General features: G+C 65.4%; 14 protein-coding genes. 1 reads left to right on the top strand and 13 read right to left on the bottom strand.

All coding sequences use genetic code 11. From position 1 onward, the window contains the following. The 13 genes from AX735_RS06800 to AX735_RS06740 form a co-directional block, all read right to left on the bottom strand. Positions 1-805, bottom strand: an 805-nt coding sequence (locus AX735_RS06800) for a UDP-N-acetylmuramoyl-tripeptide--D-alanyl-D-alanine ligase (protein WP_231750041.1), incomplete at its 3' end; no start/stop codon positions are given. Continuing rightward, the gene (locus AX735_RS06795; RefSeq protein WP_066277629.1) at positions 802-2,229 is read right to left on the bottom strand and encodes a UDP-N-acetylmuramoyl-L-alanyl-D-glutamate--2,6-diaminopimelate ligase; all 1,428 of its coding nucleotides are present in this window, start codon (positions 2,227-2,229) and stop codon (positions 802-804) included. The genes AX735_RS06800 and AX735_RS06795, both read right to left, overlap by 4 nt. A gap of 97 nt (positions 2,230-2,326) precedes the next feature. Further along, the gene (locus AX735_RS06790) at positions 2,327-4,036 is read right to left on the bottom strand and encodes a peptidoglycan D,D-transpeptidase FtsI family protein (protein ID WP_066277626.1); all 1,710 of its coding nucleotides are present in this window, start codon (positions 4,034-4,036) and stop codon (positions 2,327-2,329) included. Continuing rightward, positions 4,033-4,629, bottom strand: a complete 597-nt coding sequence (locus AX735_RS06785; protein WP_066277624.1) for a hypothetical protein — start codon at positions 4,627-4,629, stop codon at positions 4,033-4,035. Before AX735_RS06785 ends, AX735_RS06790 begins: the two co-directional genes overlap by 4 nt. Further along, entirely contained in the window at positions 4,626-5,618 is a 993-nt protein-coding gene (rsmH, locus tag AX735_RS06780; protein ID WP_066277620.1) for a 16S rRNA (cytosine(1402)-N(4))-methyltransferase RsmH, read from the bottom strand. The genes AX735_RS06785 and rsmH overlap by 4 nt, the downstream gene beginning before the upstream one ends. Next, positions 5,618-6,079, bottom strand: a complete 462-nt coding sequence (locus AX735_RS06775) for a division/cell wall cluster transcriptional repressor MraZ (RefSeq protein WP_202189521.1) — start codon at positions 6,077-6,079, stop codon at positions 5,618-5,620. Before AX735_RS06775 ends, rsmH begins: the two co-directional genes overlap by 1 nt. A 333-nt stretch (positions 6,080-6,412) precedes the next feature. After that, positions 6,413-7,189, bottom strand: a complete 777-nt coding sequence (locus AX735_RS06770; protein ID WP_066277610.1) for a DUF4350 domain-containing protein — start codon at positions 7,187-7,189, stop codon at positions 6,413-6,415. Then, a complete protein-coding gene (locus AX735_RS06765) occupies positions 7,189-7,503 on the bottom strand; it encodes a hypothetical protein (RefSeq protein WP_137775855.1) in 315 nt (104 codons plus the stop codon). Before AX735_RS06765 ends, AX735_RS06770 begins: the two co-directional genes overlap by 1 nt. Positions 7,504-7,559: 56 nt before the next feature. Then, a complete protein-coding gene (locus tag AX735_RS06760) occupies positions 7,560-8,549 on the bottom strand; it encodes a cysteine synthase A (RefSeq protein WP_066277606.1) in 990 nt (329 codons plus the stop codon). A gap of 70 nt (positions 8,550-8,619) precedes the next feature. After that, positions 8,620-9,468, bottom strand: a complete 849-nt coding sequence (locus AX735_RS06755) for a phosphodiesterase (RefSeq protein ID WP_066277603.1) — start codon at positions 9,466-9,468, stop codon at positions 8,620-8,622. A 44-nt stretch (positions 9,469-9,512) separates the two neighbouring features. After that, complete coding sequence (locus AX735_RS06750; protein WP_066277597.1) at positions 9,513-11,384, bottom strand: cytochrome c3 family protein; 1,872 nt, start codon at positions 11,382-11,384, stop codon at positions 9,513-9,515. A 47-nt stretch (positions 11,385-11,431) separates the two neighbouring features. Further along, complete coding sequence (locus AX735_RS06745) at positions 11,432-12,343, bottom strand: hypothetical protein (protein ID WP_066277592.1); 912 nt, start codon at positions 12,341-12,343, stop codon at positions 11,432-11,434. 2 nt (positions 12,344-12,345) lie between these two features. Further along, positions 12,346-14,901: a cyclic nucleotide-binding domain-containing protein gene (locus tag AX735_RS06740; protein ID WP_066277589.1), complete on the bottom strand. Its 2,556-nt coding sequence runs from the start codon at positions 14,899-14,901 to the stop codon at positions 12,346-12,348. Between the two features lie 264 nt (positions 14,902-15,165). On the opposite strand from AX735_RS06740, the gene AX735_RS06735 reads away from it, so the two are divergent. Continuing rightward, a partial coding sequence (locus AX735_RS06735; protein WP_066277586.1) for a TPR domain-containing protein occupies positions 15,166-15,869 on the top strand: 704 nt, incomplete at its 3' end.

Below are 15,869 nucleotides of genomic sequence, written 5' to 3'. Positions count from 1 at the left end.
CGATCTCGGCGGTGACCAGCGATCCGCCCTCGGGCGCGCGGATTGCGTCGATCAGCCGGGTTTCGCTGTCCGGTTGGCTGCCGAAGCGGCGGATGACATGCGCGCATGTTTGCGCGGCGGCATAGAGGCGGGGATAATGGCGGTTGTTGTGCGGGACGATCGCGGTACCGCCGGGCTCAAGACCCTGGAAGATCTCGGCCTTGGCATCGGCAATACCTTCCTCGCCATTGCTGAAATTGCCGATATGGGCGGGCGCGATCGTGGTGATCATCGCGATATGCGGGCGGACGATGCGGGTCAGTTCGGCCAGCTCGCCCGCATGGTTCATGCCCATCTCGAACACGCCGAACCGGGCGTCGCGCGGCATGCGTGCCAGGCTCAAGGGCACGCCGACATGGTTGTTGTAGCTCTTGACCGAGCGATGCACTGCGCCCGGTGCCATCCGGTCGAGCGCGTGGAACAGCGCCTCCTTGGTGCTGGTCTTGCCCGCCGATCCGGTCACGCCGATGACCGTCGCGCCGGTCCGCGCGCGCGCGGCATGCCCTAGCGCGGTGAGCGCGGCGGCGCTATCCGCCACCAGCACATGCGGGTGATCGACCGGCTGCTCGCAGATCACGCCCGCCGCGCCTGCCGCCATCGCGCGGTCGATGAACAGATGCCCGTCGGTCGCCTCGCCGCGCATCGCGATGAACAGGTCGCCCGGCTGGATTTCGCGGGAATCGAACGCGACGCCGGTCACCTCGAACTCCGCCGAGGCGGTGCCGCCAGTTGCCTTCGCGAGCTCGGAGGACGTCCAGAGGCTCACGCAGCGCACTCCCGCGCAACCTGGACGTCGTCGAACGGCAGCACGCGGTCCCCGACGATCTGACCTTGCTCATGGCCTTTCCCGGCGAGCAGCACGATATCGTCCTTGCCCGCCATGGCGATGGCAGCGGCAATCGCCTCACGCCGTCCGCCGATCTCTGTCGCACCGGGCGCCGCGGCCATGATCGCGGCGCGGATTCTGGCGGGGTCCTCGGAACGCGGATTGTCGTCGGTGACGATGACGACATCGGACAGCTCGGCCGCCGCCTTGCCCATTTCGGGGCGCTTGCCGGTATCGCGGTCGCCGCCCGCACCGAACAATGTGATCAGCCTGCCCGAGACATGCGGGCGCAGCGCGGCAATCGCGGCGACCAGCCCGTCGGGCGTGTGCGCATAGTCGACATAGACAGGTGCGCCTTCGCGCGTGATGACCGCGCGTTCGAGCCGTCCGCGCACCGGCTGCAGGCGCGCCATATGGTCGAACACCTGCGCGGGCGTGCCACCCGATGCGATGACGATCCCGGCGGACACCAGCGCATTGGCTGCCTGGTAGGCGCCGATCAGCGGCAGGTTGACCTTCACCTGCTTCCCATCATGCTCGAGCACCAGTTGCTGGCCGAGCTGGGTCGGGGTGCGGCTTACGAGCTTGATCGCCTCGCCGCCCTCGCCCACCGTCACCAGCTTGAGCCCGCGCGCGTTGACGCGATCGATCACGCGTGCCGACCATTCGTCATCGGCCCAGACGACGAAATGGCCGTCCTCGGACACGACCTCGTCGATCAACCGCATCTTGGCCTCGAAATAGGCCTCCATCGTGCCGTGATAATCAAGATGATCGCGGCTGAGATTGGTGAAGGCGCCCACCTGCACCGGCAGCCCCTCGGTACGGAACTGCGACAGGCCGTGGCTCGAGGCCTCGAAGATCGCATGGGTCACGCCCTCGCGCGCCAGGCCCGACATGTTGCCGAGAAAGGTGACGATGTCGGGCGTAGTGAGCCCGGTGGACGCCTGATCGACCGAGGTGGTGACGCCGAGCGTCCCGATCGAGGCGGCATTGTGCCCGGCCATACGCCAGAGCTGCCGGGTCATCTCGGCGGTCGAGGTCTTGCCGTTGGTGCCGGTGACAGCGGCGACATGCGCGGGCACGGGGGTGAAGAAGCGCGCGGCGATCTGGGCAAAGGCGCGGCGCGGGTTGGCATCGGCGATATGCACTGCGCCCTCGACCTTCGCACCGGGCGCTGCGACGATGGCGATCGCGCCTGCGGCGACGGCATCGGCGATGAAATCCTCGCCGTTGAAACGGGCACCGGCAAAGGCACCGAACACGGTGCCTGGCGCGACCTTGCGGTGATCGATGGCAAATCCGGTCACAATCCGCGCCGCATCGTCGCCGGAAAGACCCGAAGCCAGTTCACCCAATTTCATTGCACGTCCCTTTTACCGACCCTGAAAATCCCCGCCTCCTCTATGTTTCGCCGCATCAGATGCAACCCCCTGCATCGCGGCGCCTGTGTATAATTGCCTATACCGGATCGTCCGATTTCTTGCCCGGTGCCTTCCACAGCAGCGGCATCAGCTCGGACACGTCGACATCGCGCCGGTCATCGGGGATGACACCCAGCATCGGGCCGATCCGCGGAACCAGCTTGGCCACCACCGGTGCGGCGGTCCAGCCTGCGGTGCGCTGGAACGACGAGGCCGAGTTCCCCGAAGGCTCGTCGATCATCACGATCACGACATAACGCGGCTTGTCCATCGGGAAGGCGGCGGCGAAGGTCGCGACCACCGAGCTGCGCTTGTAGCCGCCTGCGCCCGGCTTTTCGGCCGAGCCGGTCTTGCCGCCGACGCGGAAGCCGGGAGCCTCGGCCTTGCGCCCCGTACCGTCGCGCACGATCATGCGGAGCAGCTGGTTCATCCGCGCGCTGGTCGAGGCCTTGAACACGCGCTCGCCGCGCGGCACATCTGCGGGATTGAGCTTGAGCAGCGTCGCCGGGCGGTATAGCCCGCCATTGACCATCGCCGCATAAGCCGAGGCAAGATGCAGCGGCGTCACCGCGATGCCATGGCCATAGCTGACGGTCATGTTGGTCAGCCGTCCCCATTGCGACGGCCAGAGCGGCTTGGCGCGCTCGCGCAGGTTGATATCGGCCTGGCGATCGAAATGCAGCTTGCGCATCACCGCCTGCAGCCGTTCCGGACCCAGTTCGTCGGCAATCTGGGCGGTGACGATGTTGGAGCTGTGCACCAGGGTTTCGGGCACGTTGAGCCAGCGGCCCGACGAGTGGGAATCGCGGATCTGGAAACCTGCGACCCGGAGCGGCCGGCTGGCATCATAGCGGCGGGCCATGCTGGTCACGGTGCCTGCATCGATCGCCGCCGCGACGGTCAGCGGCTTGAAGGTCGAACCCAGCTCGAAGAAGCGATAGGTGACCTGGTTGGCCTCGAACGCCACGCTGTTGGCGTTGAACTGGTTGGGGTTGAAGCTGGGCAGCGAGGTCATCGCCATCACTTCGCCCGTCTCGACATCGAGCACGATCCCGGCTGCGGCCTTGGCATCATAGGCCTTCATGCCCTTGCCCAGCTCATCCTCCAGCGCCGCCTGGACACGGATATCGATCGACAATGCCGACGGCGTCAGACGCTTGCGCGGATCGAGCAGCTCCTCGTCCATCGCGCGCTCCATGCCCGAGACGCCATGACCATCGGGATGGACATAGCCGAGCACGTGCGCCGCGAGTTGCAGCTGCGGATAGAAGCGCTCCTTCTCGCGCGGAAACTCGATGCCGACCTCGCCCAGCGCATGGACGCGATTGACCTCTTCGGGAATCGCGCGGTGGCGCAGATAGGTGGGCTTGGTCCGGCTGAGCAGCTTGAGGAAGCGCTGTTCCGATGTGTCGGGGAAGATTTCCGCCAGCTTGGCAGCGAGCACCTTGCGGTCGCCGATCAGCTTCGACGGCACCACCCGGATGGCATAGCCATCGATCGTGCGCGCCAGCGGCACCCCATTGCGATCGACGATATCGCCCCGCCCCGGATCGACCAGCGCGCCGCGCGTCGCGGCCTGGGCCTGCTCGCCGAACACGCCGATAAAGGTGAGCCGCAGGAGGATCGCGCCGACGCCCAGCCCGAACAGCGCGAGCACCGCGACCAGGCGGACCTGGGCGGTGAGCGTGAGATGCTGGCGCTTGCTGGCCAGACGGACCCTGTGACTTCCGGATGCAAGCGCGGTCATTGACCCCCCGTCTTCTTCAGTTCGGCATCGGCCTGTTGGTTGATCCGGTCGAGCAGCCGGTCATCGAGCAGGCGGCGGCCCGAGCCCTTTTCCTCGCCCCCCTTGGCGGCCTTGGGTGCGGTCGCCGATGTCGCAGCGCGCGCCGGGCTGATGATGGCGACGCTCGCCGAGACCGAGAGCGGCTCGGGCGTCTTGACCGTGTTGGCAGCGAGTTCGGCAGGCTTGATCGGCTGCGGCTCGGCCTGCGGCTTGATCGTCATCGCGGCAACCCGCACCGGCTCATCAAGCGGCTTGTCGATCTCGCCCAGATTGGCCAGTTCGCGCTCGCCATCGAGATACTGCGCGGCGCTGGGCGCCTCATAGCCATATTCGAGGTCATTCCACATCGCGAGCTGGGCGAGGCTGGCGCGGGTGGCGAATTCGGTTTCCAGATAGCGGATCTCGGCGCGGGTGCGCAGGATGTCGCGCTCGGTGCGCGTGAGATCGCTGCGCAGCGTCGCGACACTGAGCGACAGCGGATAGAGCGCGATCGCGACGATGAAGATCAGCGCGATCCAGCCGATGGTCTTGAGGCGCTTGACTGCCAGGATCATGCCGCCTGCCTTTCCGCATCGTCATGCGCGCCCCAGGCCGGGGCATCGCTACGGACTGCGACCCGCAAGGTGGCCGAACGCGCGCGGGGGTTACGCGCGCATTCGGCCTCGCCCGCCCGGGTCGGTCTGGCGGGTTTCTCGAAACTGGGGGTCCGGCGCTGGCCGGGATTGTCGGGCAGGTGACGCGATCCTGCGCCCTCGCCGCCGCTGCGCGCCTTGAGGAAGCGCTTGACGATGCGGTCTTCCAGGCTGTGGAAGCTGACAACGGCAAGCCGCCCGCCGGGGGCGAGCATCGCCTCGGCCGCGACCAGGCCCTCGCGCAGCTCGTCCAGCTCGCCGTTCACATGGATGCGGATCGCCTGGAAGGTGCGCGTCGCCGGATCCTTCGGCGCGCCGGGGCGATAGCCCAGAGCCTTGCGCACCACCGTCGCCAGCTCGAGCGTCCTCTGCAACGGACGGGCGGCGACGATGGCGCGGGCGATGCGGCGCGATTGACGCTCCTCGCCATAGAGATACAGGATGTCGGCGATATCGCCTTCGTCGGCGGTGTTGACGAAATCGGCTGCGCTCAGGCCTTCCTGGCCCATGCGCATGTCGAGCGGGCCGTCCGACTGGAACGAAAAGCCGCGTTCGGCCTGGTCGAGCTGCATCGACGACACGCCGATATCGAACACGATACCGTCGACCTGGGACACGCCCGCCGCACGCAGCATCTGGGCCAGCTGCGAGAAGCGCCCGGCGTGGAAGCTGAAGCGCCCCTCGCTCTGCGCGGCCAAAGCAGCCCCGGTGGTCGCCGCATCGGGATCGCGGTCAAAACCGTGGACGCTCGCGCCGGCGGCCAGCATCGCGCGGCTGTATCCGCCCGCGCCGAAGGTCGCATCGACATGCACCTCGCCCGGCCGGATCGCGAGGCTTTCGAGCACCTCGGCGAGCAGCACCGGGATGTGCGGCACGTCGGGTGTCACGGAAGGGGTTTGCCGGGCAGCCATCAGCGCTTGCCCCCCAGCTCTTCCATCAGGAAGCGCGCATTGAACTGTTGCGAGGCAAGGCGCGGGTCGTCGAGCGACATCAGATGCTCGTAGCCCCAGACGCTGAAATCGGTGCCGTTGCCGCTGAAGAACACGTGCTTCTCGATCCGCGCCATCGCCACCAGCATCTTGGGCAGGATCAGACGACCGCTGCCGTCGAAGCTGATCGTCGAGGTGGAATTGAACCGGGGGCCGCCGAACAGCTCGGTGCGGAATTCCTCGCCCGCCTCGCTGGCCAGTTCCTCGCGGCGGCGCATCTGCTCGATCAGCGCCCTCAGGCGCTGGGTGCCATAGCCCTGCAGGCACTGGCCCTGGGCGTTGAACGAGAAGACGACCGAGCTTTCGCCGTCGGAATTGGCGATGATGGGATTGCGGAAGGCAGCCGGGATGGCCATCCGCCCCTTGGGGTCGATGGTGGTCAATGCAGAACCAAGAAAGGCACTGATTTCCGCCACTTGGTCGATTCACCCCTTTTTCCGCGCCCTTGCGTATCCCTGACATGCCGGGGGTGTTCGCCTGACCCTTGCCTGACCTGCAAACAGCCCTTGCCCGTCTCTCCGCAGGCAAAGTCCTCAGGCCCCCACGCCGCGCTAGCGCCGCAGGTCGGAAAGGAATCACAGATGGTTGAACCCCGATTAAGAAGGTTCATAACAAGGGATAGTTGGGGATGGAAGGGGTTTTTTGGGTCTAGAACGGTAACATTGGGGTTGATGTTCCAAATTCGGGGCGAACCGAAAATACCCGTGCAGTTGGCATCATCCGCTTTCCTCCTGCATCAGTTCGAGTAGCAGGCGGTGGATGAACTGCTGGTTGGCAGACCCGGAATCGGCCCGGTTTGCGAGGATTTCGGGATCCAGCAGATCGGCATCGGCAACCATCACCGCGCGGCCCCTGCCTATCGCGCACCGGGCCACCGAAGCATCGAACGCCAGGCGGCACGAGCCGTCCCCAGATTTCCCCTGCAGAACCCCGAATTGCCCGGGATGGACCAGTAACACGCGCGATTTACCCAGCCGGACCGATTCGATTCCCGTGTTTTGCAGCTCCAGTCCCCAATGGCGGAGCAAGGGCGAGATCAGCGAAGTGCGCAGCGGACCGCGCGAATCCGCCAGCCCTAGCTCATGCGGCCAATCGAGCTGCGGATCGGCAAACAGCAGCAACCGGCCGCCAGCGCGCACATAGTCATCGAGCGCCACAAGTTCGCCAGGGTCGAGCGCGCGCGGCTGCACCAATATGACCAGCCGCATATCCTTGAGCGCGGCGGCATCCAGGGCATCGGGTACCGCCAGATCATGCGCCGCGGCGAGCGCCGCATGCAGCGGGTGCGGATCGGCCTTTCCGGCAATCACACCCGCCATGTCGACCCCCGCGCCATAGACCAGCGGCAGGCTGCTCATCAGCGCGATCTTCTGCCGCGGCATGCTGGGGATGATCGGGGACGGGTCAGCGCGCTGGTCCGGTGGTTCGGAAGCGGCGGGGACACAGGCCACCGCTGCAAGAGCTGCTGCCGCCAGCGCGAGCGCTGTGCGCATCACTGTTGCGGCTGGCTGGGCGAACCCGATTGCGGCGCGTTCTGCAGTTCGCCGACGACCGGGGTTTGCCCGCCCGCGCTATGCTGCGTACCTTCTGCCGGAAGATCGGGGACGACGCCCAGATCGACCAGCGGCTCGCTGGCGGCGGGCGGCTGCACCACGGGCGGCGCGGTGCTCGCGGCGACACCGGGCTCGGCGACACTGGCGCTCTCCGCCGGAGCCTCGGTTGCCGCGCGTTGCAACAGCATGTCGGCAAGCGCGACCATCACCAGTACGGCAAAGATGCCACCGATGCCGATCTGCAATCGGTGCATCAGGGGATTGCCCCCCGGCGTGCGGGCTTTGTCAGCGACCATCCAGCCAGTATAGGTCAATCGGCCAGCCAGGGGAAGACGGGCAATCCCTTGGCACGCAGCCATTCGGGATTGTACAGCGTCGACAGATAGCGGAATCCGGTATCGCAAAGGATCGTCACCACGCGCGATCCGGGGCCGAGTGTCCGCCCCAGCTCGACCGCGCCCGCGACATTGATGCCCGAGGACAGTCCAAGGCACAGCCCCTCTTCCTTGAGCAGCCGCTGGACCCAGTACAGCCCGACCTCGTCCGAGATTCGGAACTGCGTGTCGATCGGCGCATCTTCCAGATTGCCGGTAATGCGGCCCTGCCCGATGCCTTCGGCGACCGACGAACCTTCGGCCTTGAGCTCGCCATTGGCATAATAGTTGAACAGCGCGGCGCCATGCGGATCGGTAAGCGCAATGGTGACCTTGGGGTCGCGCGCCTTGAGGCCCATGCCGACCCCAGCGATGGTGCCACCGGTGCCCGCCGCGCAGGTAAAGCCATCGATCCGGCCATCCATCTGCGCCCAGATTTCCTCGGCCGTGCCCTCGATATGCGCGCGGCGATTGGCGATATTGTCGAACTGCTGCGCCCAGACGGCACCGGGCGTCTCTTCGGCCAGGCGGCGCGAGGTGTGCACGAAATGGCCCGGATTGGCATAGGGTGCCGCAGGCACCAGCACCAGCTCCGCCCCCAGCGCGCGCAGCGTGTCCATTTTTTCCTTGGACTGGGTCTCGGGCATCACGATGATCGTCTTGTAGCCCTTGGCATTGGCCACCAGCGCGATGCCGATGCCGGTATTGCCCGCCGTCCCCTCGACGATCGTCCCGCCGGGCTGCAGCGTTCCGCGCTCCTCGGCATCGCGCACGATATAGAGCGCCGCACGATCCTTTACCGACGCGCCGGGATTGGCGTATTCGCACTTGCCAAAGATGTCGCACCCGGCGGCCTCGCTGGGGCCTGCGAGCCGCACCAGCGGAGTGTTGCCAATCAGGTCGAGCGTGGTCGGTGCAATGGTCATTGCCGCTAGATAGCCACGGGGTGCGCAAGCGGCAAGGTACCCTGACCTGCCATGCGACCCGAGGCAGCAGTCAGGCGGGGCGCTCGGCCAGAAGGCTGCGCACCAGGGGCTGCATCTTCTCGTCGAAGCGCGCCAGCATCACGTGCTCGTCGGCGGTTTCGTAATGCGTGATCAGTTCGCGCCCGTTCCACCAGTGCAGCGCGAAGGCGGGCGGATCGGCGATGATCATGTTGCGGCCATCGGGCCGGTCGGGATCGATCGGCGCAAGCTCCAGCGCCACCTGCGGCGCGCTTGACGGACAGATGGCGACGGGAAAGCCGTTCCACTGGCTGACGATCGCGCGGTGGACATGGCCGCAGACCATGCCGATGACATTGGGCCGGTTAGCAAGGCATCCGCGCAGCCGCTCCACCCAGGGCTCTTCGGGATGCGTATTCATCCATTCGATTCCGACCTCGATCGGCGGATGATGCTGGACGATCAGCGTCGGGCGATCGGTCTGCTCGGCGAGCCGCGCGCGCAGCCACTCGGCGCGGATCTCGCAGAACGCGCCGCCATGCCGGCCCTCTTCGAGCGTATCGAGCACCAGGAGCCGGATGGGCCCCGCGTCGACCTCGTACTGCACGAAGCCGTCGACCATCGGGACGTCGGGAAATTGCGAGGCAAAAGTGTCGCGCTGGTCGTGATTGCCCATGCACATGTGCACCGGGAACGGGCAGACCGAAAACGCATTCTTGAGCCGACGATAGCTGTCCTCGTCACCGCGATCGATCAGATCGCCGGTCGCGAGCAGGAGATCGGGCACCGGGTCCATATCGCGCAGCATGGCGATCACCTGATCGAGCCGCTTGCGATTGAATTCGGCGGGATTGTCCGGATCGAAGCCCAGATGAATATCGGTAATCTGAGCTATCAGCATGGCGCGACCCGGTCCCTTGGTGTTTGTTGCTTTGGGGGAGGCAGCTATCGTCGCAGTCGCGCCGCTGCCCCTCCCGGATGCGCCATGGAGGCCGTAATCTCTGGCCGCTTTTTCTTCTTGTCTTGCTCGCGAAGCAGCCATGGCGCCCCCTTATCGGCATGGTAATCGTGACACATTGCGCAGGTGGATTCGACCGGTTTCTTCACCTTGATCAGCGAAGCGCCAGTCTCGCCGACATGACAGGTGCGGCAATCCTTGATTCCGGGCAGTAACAGGTCGGATGCATCGCTCGACTTTTCGGCGAGATGGCAGCTCGTGCACTCTTCCTTGTCATGCGCATCGTGCGTGAACCAGCCCTTTTCCATGTAGCGACTGGTCTGCGCGACCGGGGCAATGCGGAAATCGAGCCGGCCCGATCCCGAAGGGGGCACCACGACATGGCAGTCATAACAGGCACCGCCGCGGCTGAAGACCTGGCGGATTGCCTGATCGGCCCGGCCGCCGCGGAAATTCACCGCTCGCGCGTAATCCGCTGCCGTACGCCGCGAGTTCACCACGCCGGGGCGCTGGCGTGCCAGGCTGCCCAGGTTGATCGGGCGTGCAGGCGGGGTCGAGCGGTAGAAGGCGCGAAGGTCGGCCTTGACCTGCTCGGGCTGGCCATGGCGCAGCGTGCGATAGGTATCGCCGATCTTGTCGAAGGCGAGGCTGTGGCACATCGCACAGCTCTTCTCCATGTCAACCTCGACGAAGCCGACATTGTTCTTGTCCGGCTCGTGGCAATCCTTGCATTCGAGCGCGTCGCCAAAACCATATTTGGCGCTGAGCCGCCGTCCCATCTGTGCGACGCCATTGGTCTTGCTCAGATGCATGTCGTGCGGGAACTTGAGGCCGTTATTCTCTTTGGGTCGCTTGTCGAGCGAGATGCGCTTGCGCGGCGCCTTGGCATCGTCGCCGACCAGCGGACGCACCAGCACCGCCGCCTGGAACTGCGGATGGGCCTTACCGAAATCGGCGGCATTTCCGAGTTTGGTGTCGGTCAAGCGCGTATCCATCCCATCGTGACACTCAGCGCAGAATCGCTGCTGTGTCGGTTCCATAGCACCCGCACCCTCATGCTCGGTGTGACATTCGACACAACGTCCCGCAGGTTTGTTGAAACTGGCCGCAACGAATCGGGTGAAGGCGGCAAATCCGGTCGGATCGCCGCGCGCGTCGAGCTGGCGCGCCATCGGCGCATGGGGCCCTGCATCCTTCTGGTGACAGGTCATGCAGGCGTTGTCGCGGACGGACACGAACGCATCGACATGGCACGACTGGCAATCGTTCTTGAGCGTCTTGTGCGCCAGGCTGAGCTTGCCCGAAGACCACATCGTGTCGGCATGAAAACCGGCGGGCCGCGAGATTTTCTCCTTGTAGGCCAGGTCCTTGTAGCTCGACCAGGTATAGACCGGCCAGGCCAGGCACGCGATGAGGACCAGCAGGGCAAAGCCCCAGGCGCTCATCCGCTTGCCGGGCAGCAGACCTTTCAGCGAATAGATCGCCGCCTCGTCCTTGTCCTCGGCGCTGTCCGATACCGCCTCGACGCGGCGGACGGTCAGCGTGATCGCATCGCCTTCGGTGCCCAGCGCGATGATATGGCCGCCAAAACGCAGTTCGGCACCGCGCGCCACGTCGATCGTGGTCGATTCGACGCTGCGGCCGTCGACATCGAAAGGTTGCGCCGACTCGGCGGTGACGATGAGCTCGCCGCCGCGCCGCACCATCTTCGCGTGCACCGGGTTCACCGCCAGGTCGGGCAGGTGCACGCCGTTGCTGGCGTTGCGGCCGATGAAAATCTCCTCGCCCGCGACCTCTGTCTGGCGGACGATCTCGCTGCCATCTGCCTTCAAGGCCACCTGGCGGACGATAAACATCATTCAACTGCCCCCAACACTTGCCGACACCCCGCCCCCGGGACTTTGGATCACCAGTAGAAAAACACGCTGAAAATATGCGCCGACAGCGCGGCGAGCAGCGCGAACGTCATCGGCACATGGACATAGAGCCACACCTGGAGCAGCGCCTTGATCTGCAGATGCTTGCGCAGCCGCGCGAGCGTCGATTCCTTGCGCTGCAAAAGCCCGTCGACCTTGTCGAGCGGGTCATCGCCCATGCGCGGCTGATAGGCGCGCATCCGGCGCAGCTCGGCAATGGCAGCACGGGTCTCGCAGCCCGAATAGCTGTTGGTGATGCGCTGGATGAAATTGCCGGCAAACGGGTCCTGCTCGAGCGAGGCCTGGACCAGCGCGGCCTGCGAAGGGTCGAGGGGCTGGCCGGCATCGTGCAGCTGCCGGTCGAGCGAGCGCAGCTGCTCGATCATCATCTTTTCGGTGACAGCACCATCCGAGTCAGCGCGGTTACTCGACAGATTGTCGGGCAATGTGGCGTAGAAATAGATGCCGACAATGCCGGAGATGATCACGATCATCATCAGCGACCAGGCCAGCGTGTGCACGTTCCAGCCCAGCTGGAAGCCAGTGTGCAGCGTGCCGATGACGATGAGGCTGAGCCCGAGATAGACATGCGCGCTGGTCCACGCCTTGAGCGACCAGCCACCGGGCGTGATCGCGCGCTTGCGCAAGCCGAGGCAGGTCAGCCACAGGATCAGCAGCGCGCCGATCGTGCCGAGCGTATAGCCGTACCACGACCCGCCATTGTGCCGCGGCTGAACATCGACGAGAAAATAGCTGACCAGGCACGTGATGCTGAGCACCGTCGCGATCTTCATCCAGCGGAAATTCTTGTGGCGAAGAAAGCCGTCATGCATCGAGTTGCGCTGACGTCCCGTGGTCTTCTTGCGCACGGCGGGTGCGGCGGTTTGCGCCTGGCTGGCCATGGTCAAGCCTCCTCCTGCTCGAGCCGGGCGACGGTGAGGAACTCGTCCGGCGCCACGCGGATCGCAGCGCCCGTCGGGCAGGCGCGCACGCAGCTGGGGCCGCCCTCGATCCCGGCGCACATGTCGCACTTGATCGCCTTTTTGGGCTTCTCGACGCTATGGTCGCTATTGGCATAGGACCATTTCTTGCTCGGCTCGCCGGGGCCGGGGCCGAAGCCGAAGAACAGCCAGGAGAGCAGGCTCGGCTTCTTGGGCGGCACCTTGTCCATGCGGATCACGCCATAGGGGCAGTTGCGCTGGCAGTTGCCGCAGCCGATGCACGTGTCGTTGATATAGACCTCGCCATCGGGGCCGCGGTTGATCGCATTGGGCGGACAGTCGGCCATGCAGTGCGGATGCTCGCAATGGCGGCAGCTGGTCGGCACATGCAGATGCGCATAGGTGCGGCCCGCCTCGCGGTCGAGCCGCGACAGGCCGTCATGGCTGTCGGCGCACGCCTTTTCGCAATTGTCGCAGCCCACGCACAGCGTCTCGTCAATCAGCAGCACGTCGGTCGCCTCGCCGATGCCGTTCTCGACCAGGAAGTTGGCCACGCCCGAATACATGTCGACCACGCCCGAGAAGCTGTCCTTCTTCGCCTCGATAAAGGCGTTGATGTCCTGGCGGCTGGCCATGTCGCGCTTGGCGCGCTTGAGCAGCTCGGGATTGGCTTCCAGCACCTTCTTGAAGGCATCGCCGTCGATCTGGATGACCTCGGACTTGATCGCCGCCTTGACCGTCGCGGTGCGGCGTCCGCCCGCGATCAGCGCCATTTCGCCGACATAGGAGCCGGCGGGCAGATAGGACAGGAACACGGGCTTGCCGCCGATTTCCTTCTCGACGATCATCGATCCCACGCGGATCACATAGATCTCGTTGCCCTCGTCGCCTTCCTTGAGGATCGCCTCGCCCGGCCGGACCTGGCGAATCTTGCTGGTATCGACGACTTCGCGAATGTCGTCGGGCTTCAGGCCGGAGCCGAACATCTGGAGGAGCAGGCGCTCGGTCGAGATGCGCTCGATCGCCTTTTTCGCGGTCGGCACCTGGCTCTGCAGCTTGAGCGCCGCGTTGCGCGAGATCTCGACACAGATCGTGTCCTCGGCGGCGACCACGGTGGCGCCGCGACGCCGACCCGAGATCAGGCCGACCTCGCCGAAGATCGAACCCTTGCCGATCGGCACCGTCTTCGACGGGTCATTGGGGTCGATCTGCACCGCGACCGAGCCTTCGGCGATCGCGAACAGCGACGATCCGGGCGCGGCGCGTTCGAAGATCACATCGCCGCGGCGATAGAATTTGGCATCCGAATCGAGCATGAACTCGCGCATCTGCAGCGGGTTCATGCCGTTGAGGATCGTCACGTTCTCGCGCAGCAGGTCGAGCCATTCGGCGACCGACTTGCGGCCCGGCAGGTCCTTGAACTTGGCCTCGAGGATCGGCTCGTCCGCAGGCTTCAGCTCGGTATTGCCGTTGATAAACTCGATGACGTCATAGCCCTGGTTCATGCAGTGCTTGATCAGCGGGTACCCGGCGAGCGCGCCGATGACGAAGATGCTGGGCGCGGTCGATTCGAACACCGGCGACAGTTGCGGGAAGGCCAGACGATCGGCGCTGGTGAACGCGATACCGCATTCCTCGATGAACGCGCGCGGCGGCGCGGAGCCGATTCGCGCGATGATGCGGTCGCAGCGCACCCGCTCCTCGCCATCGCGCGTGCTGAAGGTGATCCAGCCAGGCTCGATGCTGGCAGTGTCGGTCTCGAAACGGATCTGAAGCTTGCCGGCGTTGCGATCGGCCAGCAGCGCCAGCGCATTGGCTTCTTTCGCTGTGGGGAAGGTTTCCTTGGGGCTCGGCGCTTCAGGGCCGCGGTTGACGATGGTAACGACATTGCCCTGCGCCGAATCCTCGGCCAGGCCGCGCGCATTCTCGATCCCCGCATCGCCCGCGCCGATGACCACGATATGCTCGTCGACATATTCGGTGGGGTCATCGAGCTGGTACTGCACATGCGGCAGGTCGCCGCCGGGGCAGCGCATCCGGTTGGGGTTGCCCTGGGTGCCGATGGCGAGCACGACATTCTCGGCGATGATCTTCTCGCCATTGGTCAGCTCGATCTCGTAAGGCGGAGCGTAGCGCTGGATTTCCTTCTTGGTCACCGATCCGTCGCGCGCGCGCTGCTCGATCACATGGACGCTGCCCTCGATCGCGGGACCCGTGCCCTTGATCGCCTTCACCTCGGCGTTGAACTTCACATTGACGTTCAGTTCCTTGGTGCGCGCATTCCACTTTTCCAGGATTGCCTCGCGCTTGCCCGCCTCGAACTCATGGTCGGAGCGCAGGACCAGCTGCGACGGCGTGGCCATCACGTGCTTGCCCTTCTGGTACTTGTAGATCGTGTCGGAGAGGTGATCGGTCTTTTCGAGCAGAACATGGCTCATGCCGAGGCTCGCGGCACGCGCGGCTGCGCTTTTGCCTGCCGGGCCCGACCCGATGATAGCAACGCGGTAGATCTCGCTCACTGGTTCGCGTCCCCCAATTGCGGACGCTCGCGCGACCGCGCCTGCCAGCAAACGCTGCCCCATCCGGCGCCCCGCAACCCGATTTCTCCCCGATCGGTGCTGCTATCGCCAGATTGCCCCGCTGCCGCAAGAACTTGCCCAAAATTCGGTTGCGAACCCTATGCCGATATTTCTAGCAAAGAATGTGATCTTTACCACTTAGAAATTGGAAAATCTGGCCGATCGGCTAGCCTTCCACCCGGACGCGACAAAGAGACAGCCCGTATGACCGACCCACAGACCGATACCGACATGCCCCTTGTGGCAGAACCGGCTTCCGCGCGCGCCTCCGGCGGCCGCCCCGGTGTCGGCACGATCGCGCTGGCGGCCGCCGCGCTGATTGCTGTCACGGCCGTGGGGTACAAGGTCTATAGCGACCAGAAACCCGCTGCATCGGGACCCGTTGCCCCCCTGAACGCGCAGGGACAGCCCGCATCGGTCGATGAGGTCATCACCCAGCTCGAAGCCCGGCTGCGCGAAAACCCGAACGACGCCGAAGGCTGGCGCATGCTGGGCTGGAGCTATTTCGAGACGCAGCGCTTTGCCGAATCGGCCACCGCGATGCGCCGGGCGATCCAGCTTGCGCCCGGCAACTCGGAATATCACTCGATGCTGGGCGAAGCGCTGGTCATGGCCAGCAAGGACGAGGCGATCAGCCAAGATGCGCGCGCCGCGTTCCGCAAGGCGGTAGAGCTCGATCCCAAGGACGCGCGTGCACGCTATTTCCTCGCCGCCGCCAAGGATATCGACGGCAAGCATGCTGAGGCGATCGAGGACTGGTTTGCGCTGCTCGCCGAAACCCCCGCCGACGCCCCCTATGCCAAGGACATTCGCGACGTGATCCGCAATGTCGGCAAGGAACGCGGGATCGAGGTGGAAAAGCGGCTGGCCTCGGCCAAGTTCGCGCCGCCCACGGCGGGCTTCCGCAC

The sequence above is a fragment of the Blastomonas sp. CCH1-A6 genome (genome assembly GCF_001556365.1).
GTDB lineage: Bacteria > Pseudomonadota > Alphaproteobacteria > Sphingomonadales > Sphingomonadaceae > Blastomonas > Blastomonas ursincola.
The sequence above is the reverse complement of the archived record's forward strand: the minus strand, read 5'-3'. Positions and strand labels throughout refer to the sequence as shown.

Bases quoted from the DNA above. Each gene is read 5' to 3' on its own strand.
- AX735_RS06795 (WP_066277629.1), bottom strand. From the start codon at position 2,229: ATGAAATTGGGTGAACTGGCTTCGGGTCTTTCCGGCGACGATGCGGCG.
- AX735_RS06790 (WP_066277626.1), bottom strand. From the start codon at position 4,036: ATGACCGCGCTTGCATCCGGAAGTCACAGGGTCCGTCTGGCCAGCAAG.
- AX735_RS06785 (WP_066277624.1), bottom strand. From the start codon at position 4,629: ATGATCCTGGCAGTCAAGCGCCTCAAGACCATCGGCTGGATCGCGCTG.
- rsmH (WP_066277620.1), bottom strand. From the start codon at position 5,618: ATGGCTGCCCGGCAAACCCCTTCCGTGACACCCGACGTGCCGCACATC.
- AX735_RS06770 (WP_066277610.1), bottom strand. From the start codon at position 7,189: ATGCGCACAGCGCTCGCGCTGGCGGCAGCAGCTCTTGCAGCGGTGGCC.
- AX735_RS06765 (WP_137775855.1), bottom strand. From the start codon at position 7,503: ATGCACCGATTGCAGATCGGCATCGGTGGCATCTTTGCCGTACTGGTG.
- AX735_RS06760 (WP_066277606.1), bottom strand. From the start codon at position 8,549: ATGACCATTGCACCGACCACGCTCGACCTGATTGGCAACACTCCGCTG.
- AX735_RS06755 (WP_066277603.1), bottom strand. From the start codon at position 9,468: ATGCTGATAGCTCAGATTACCGATATTCATCTGGGCTTCGATCCGGAC.
- AX735_RS06750 (WP_066277597.1), bottom strand. From the start codon at position 11,384: ATGATGTTTATCGTCCGCCAGGTGGCCTTGAAGGCAGATGGCAGCGAG.
- AX735_RS06745 (WP_066277592.1), bottom strand. From the start codon at position 12,343: ATGGCCAGCCAGGCGCAAACCGCCGCACCCGCCGTGCGCAAGAAGACC.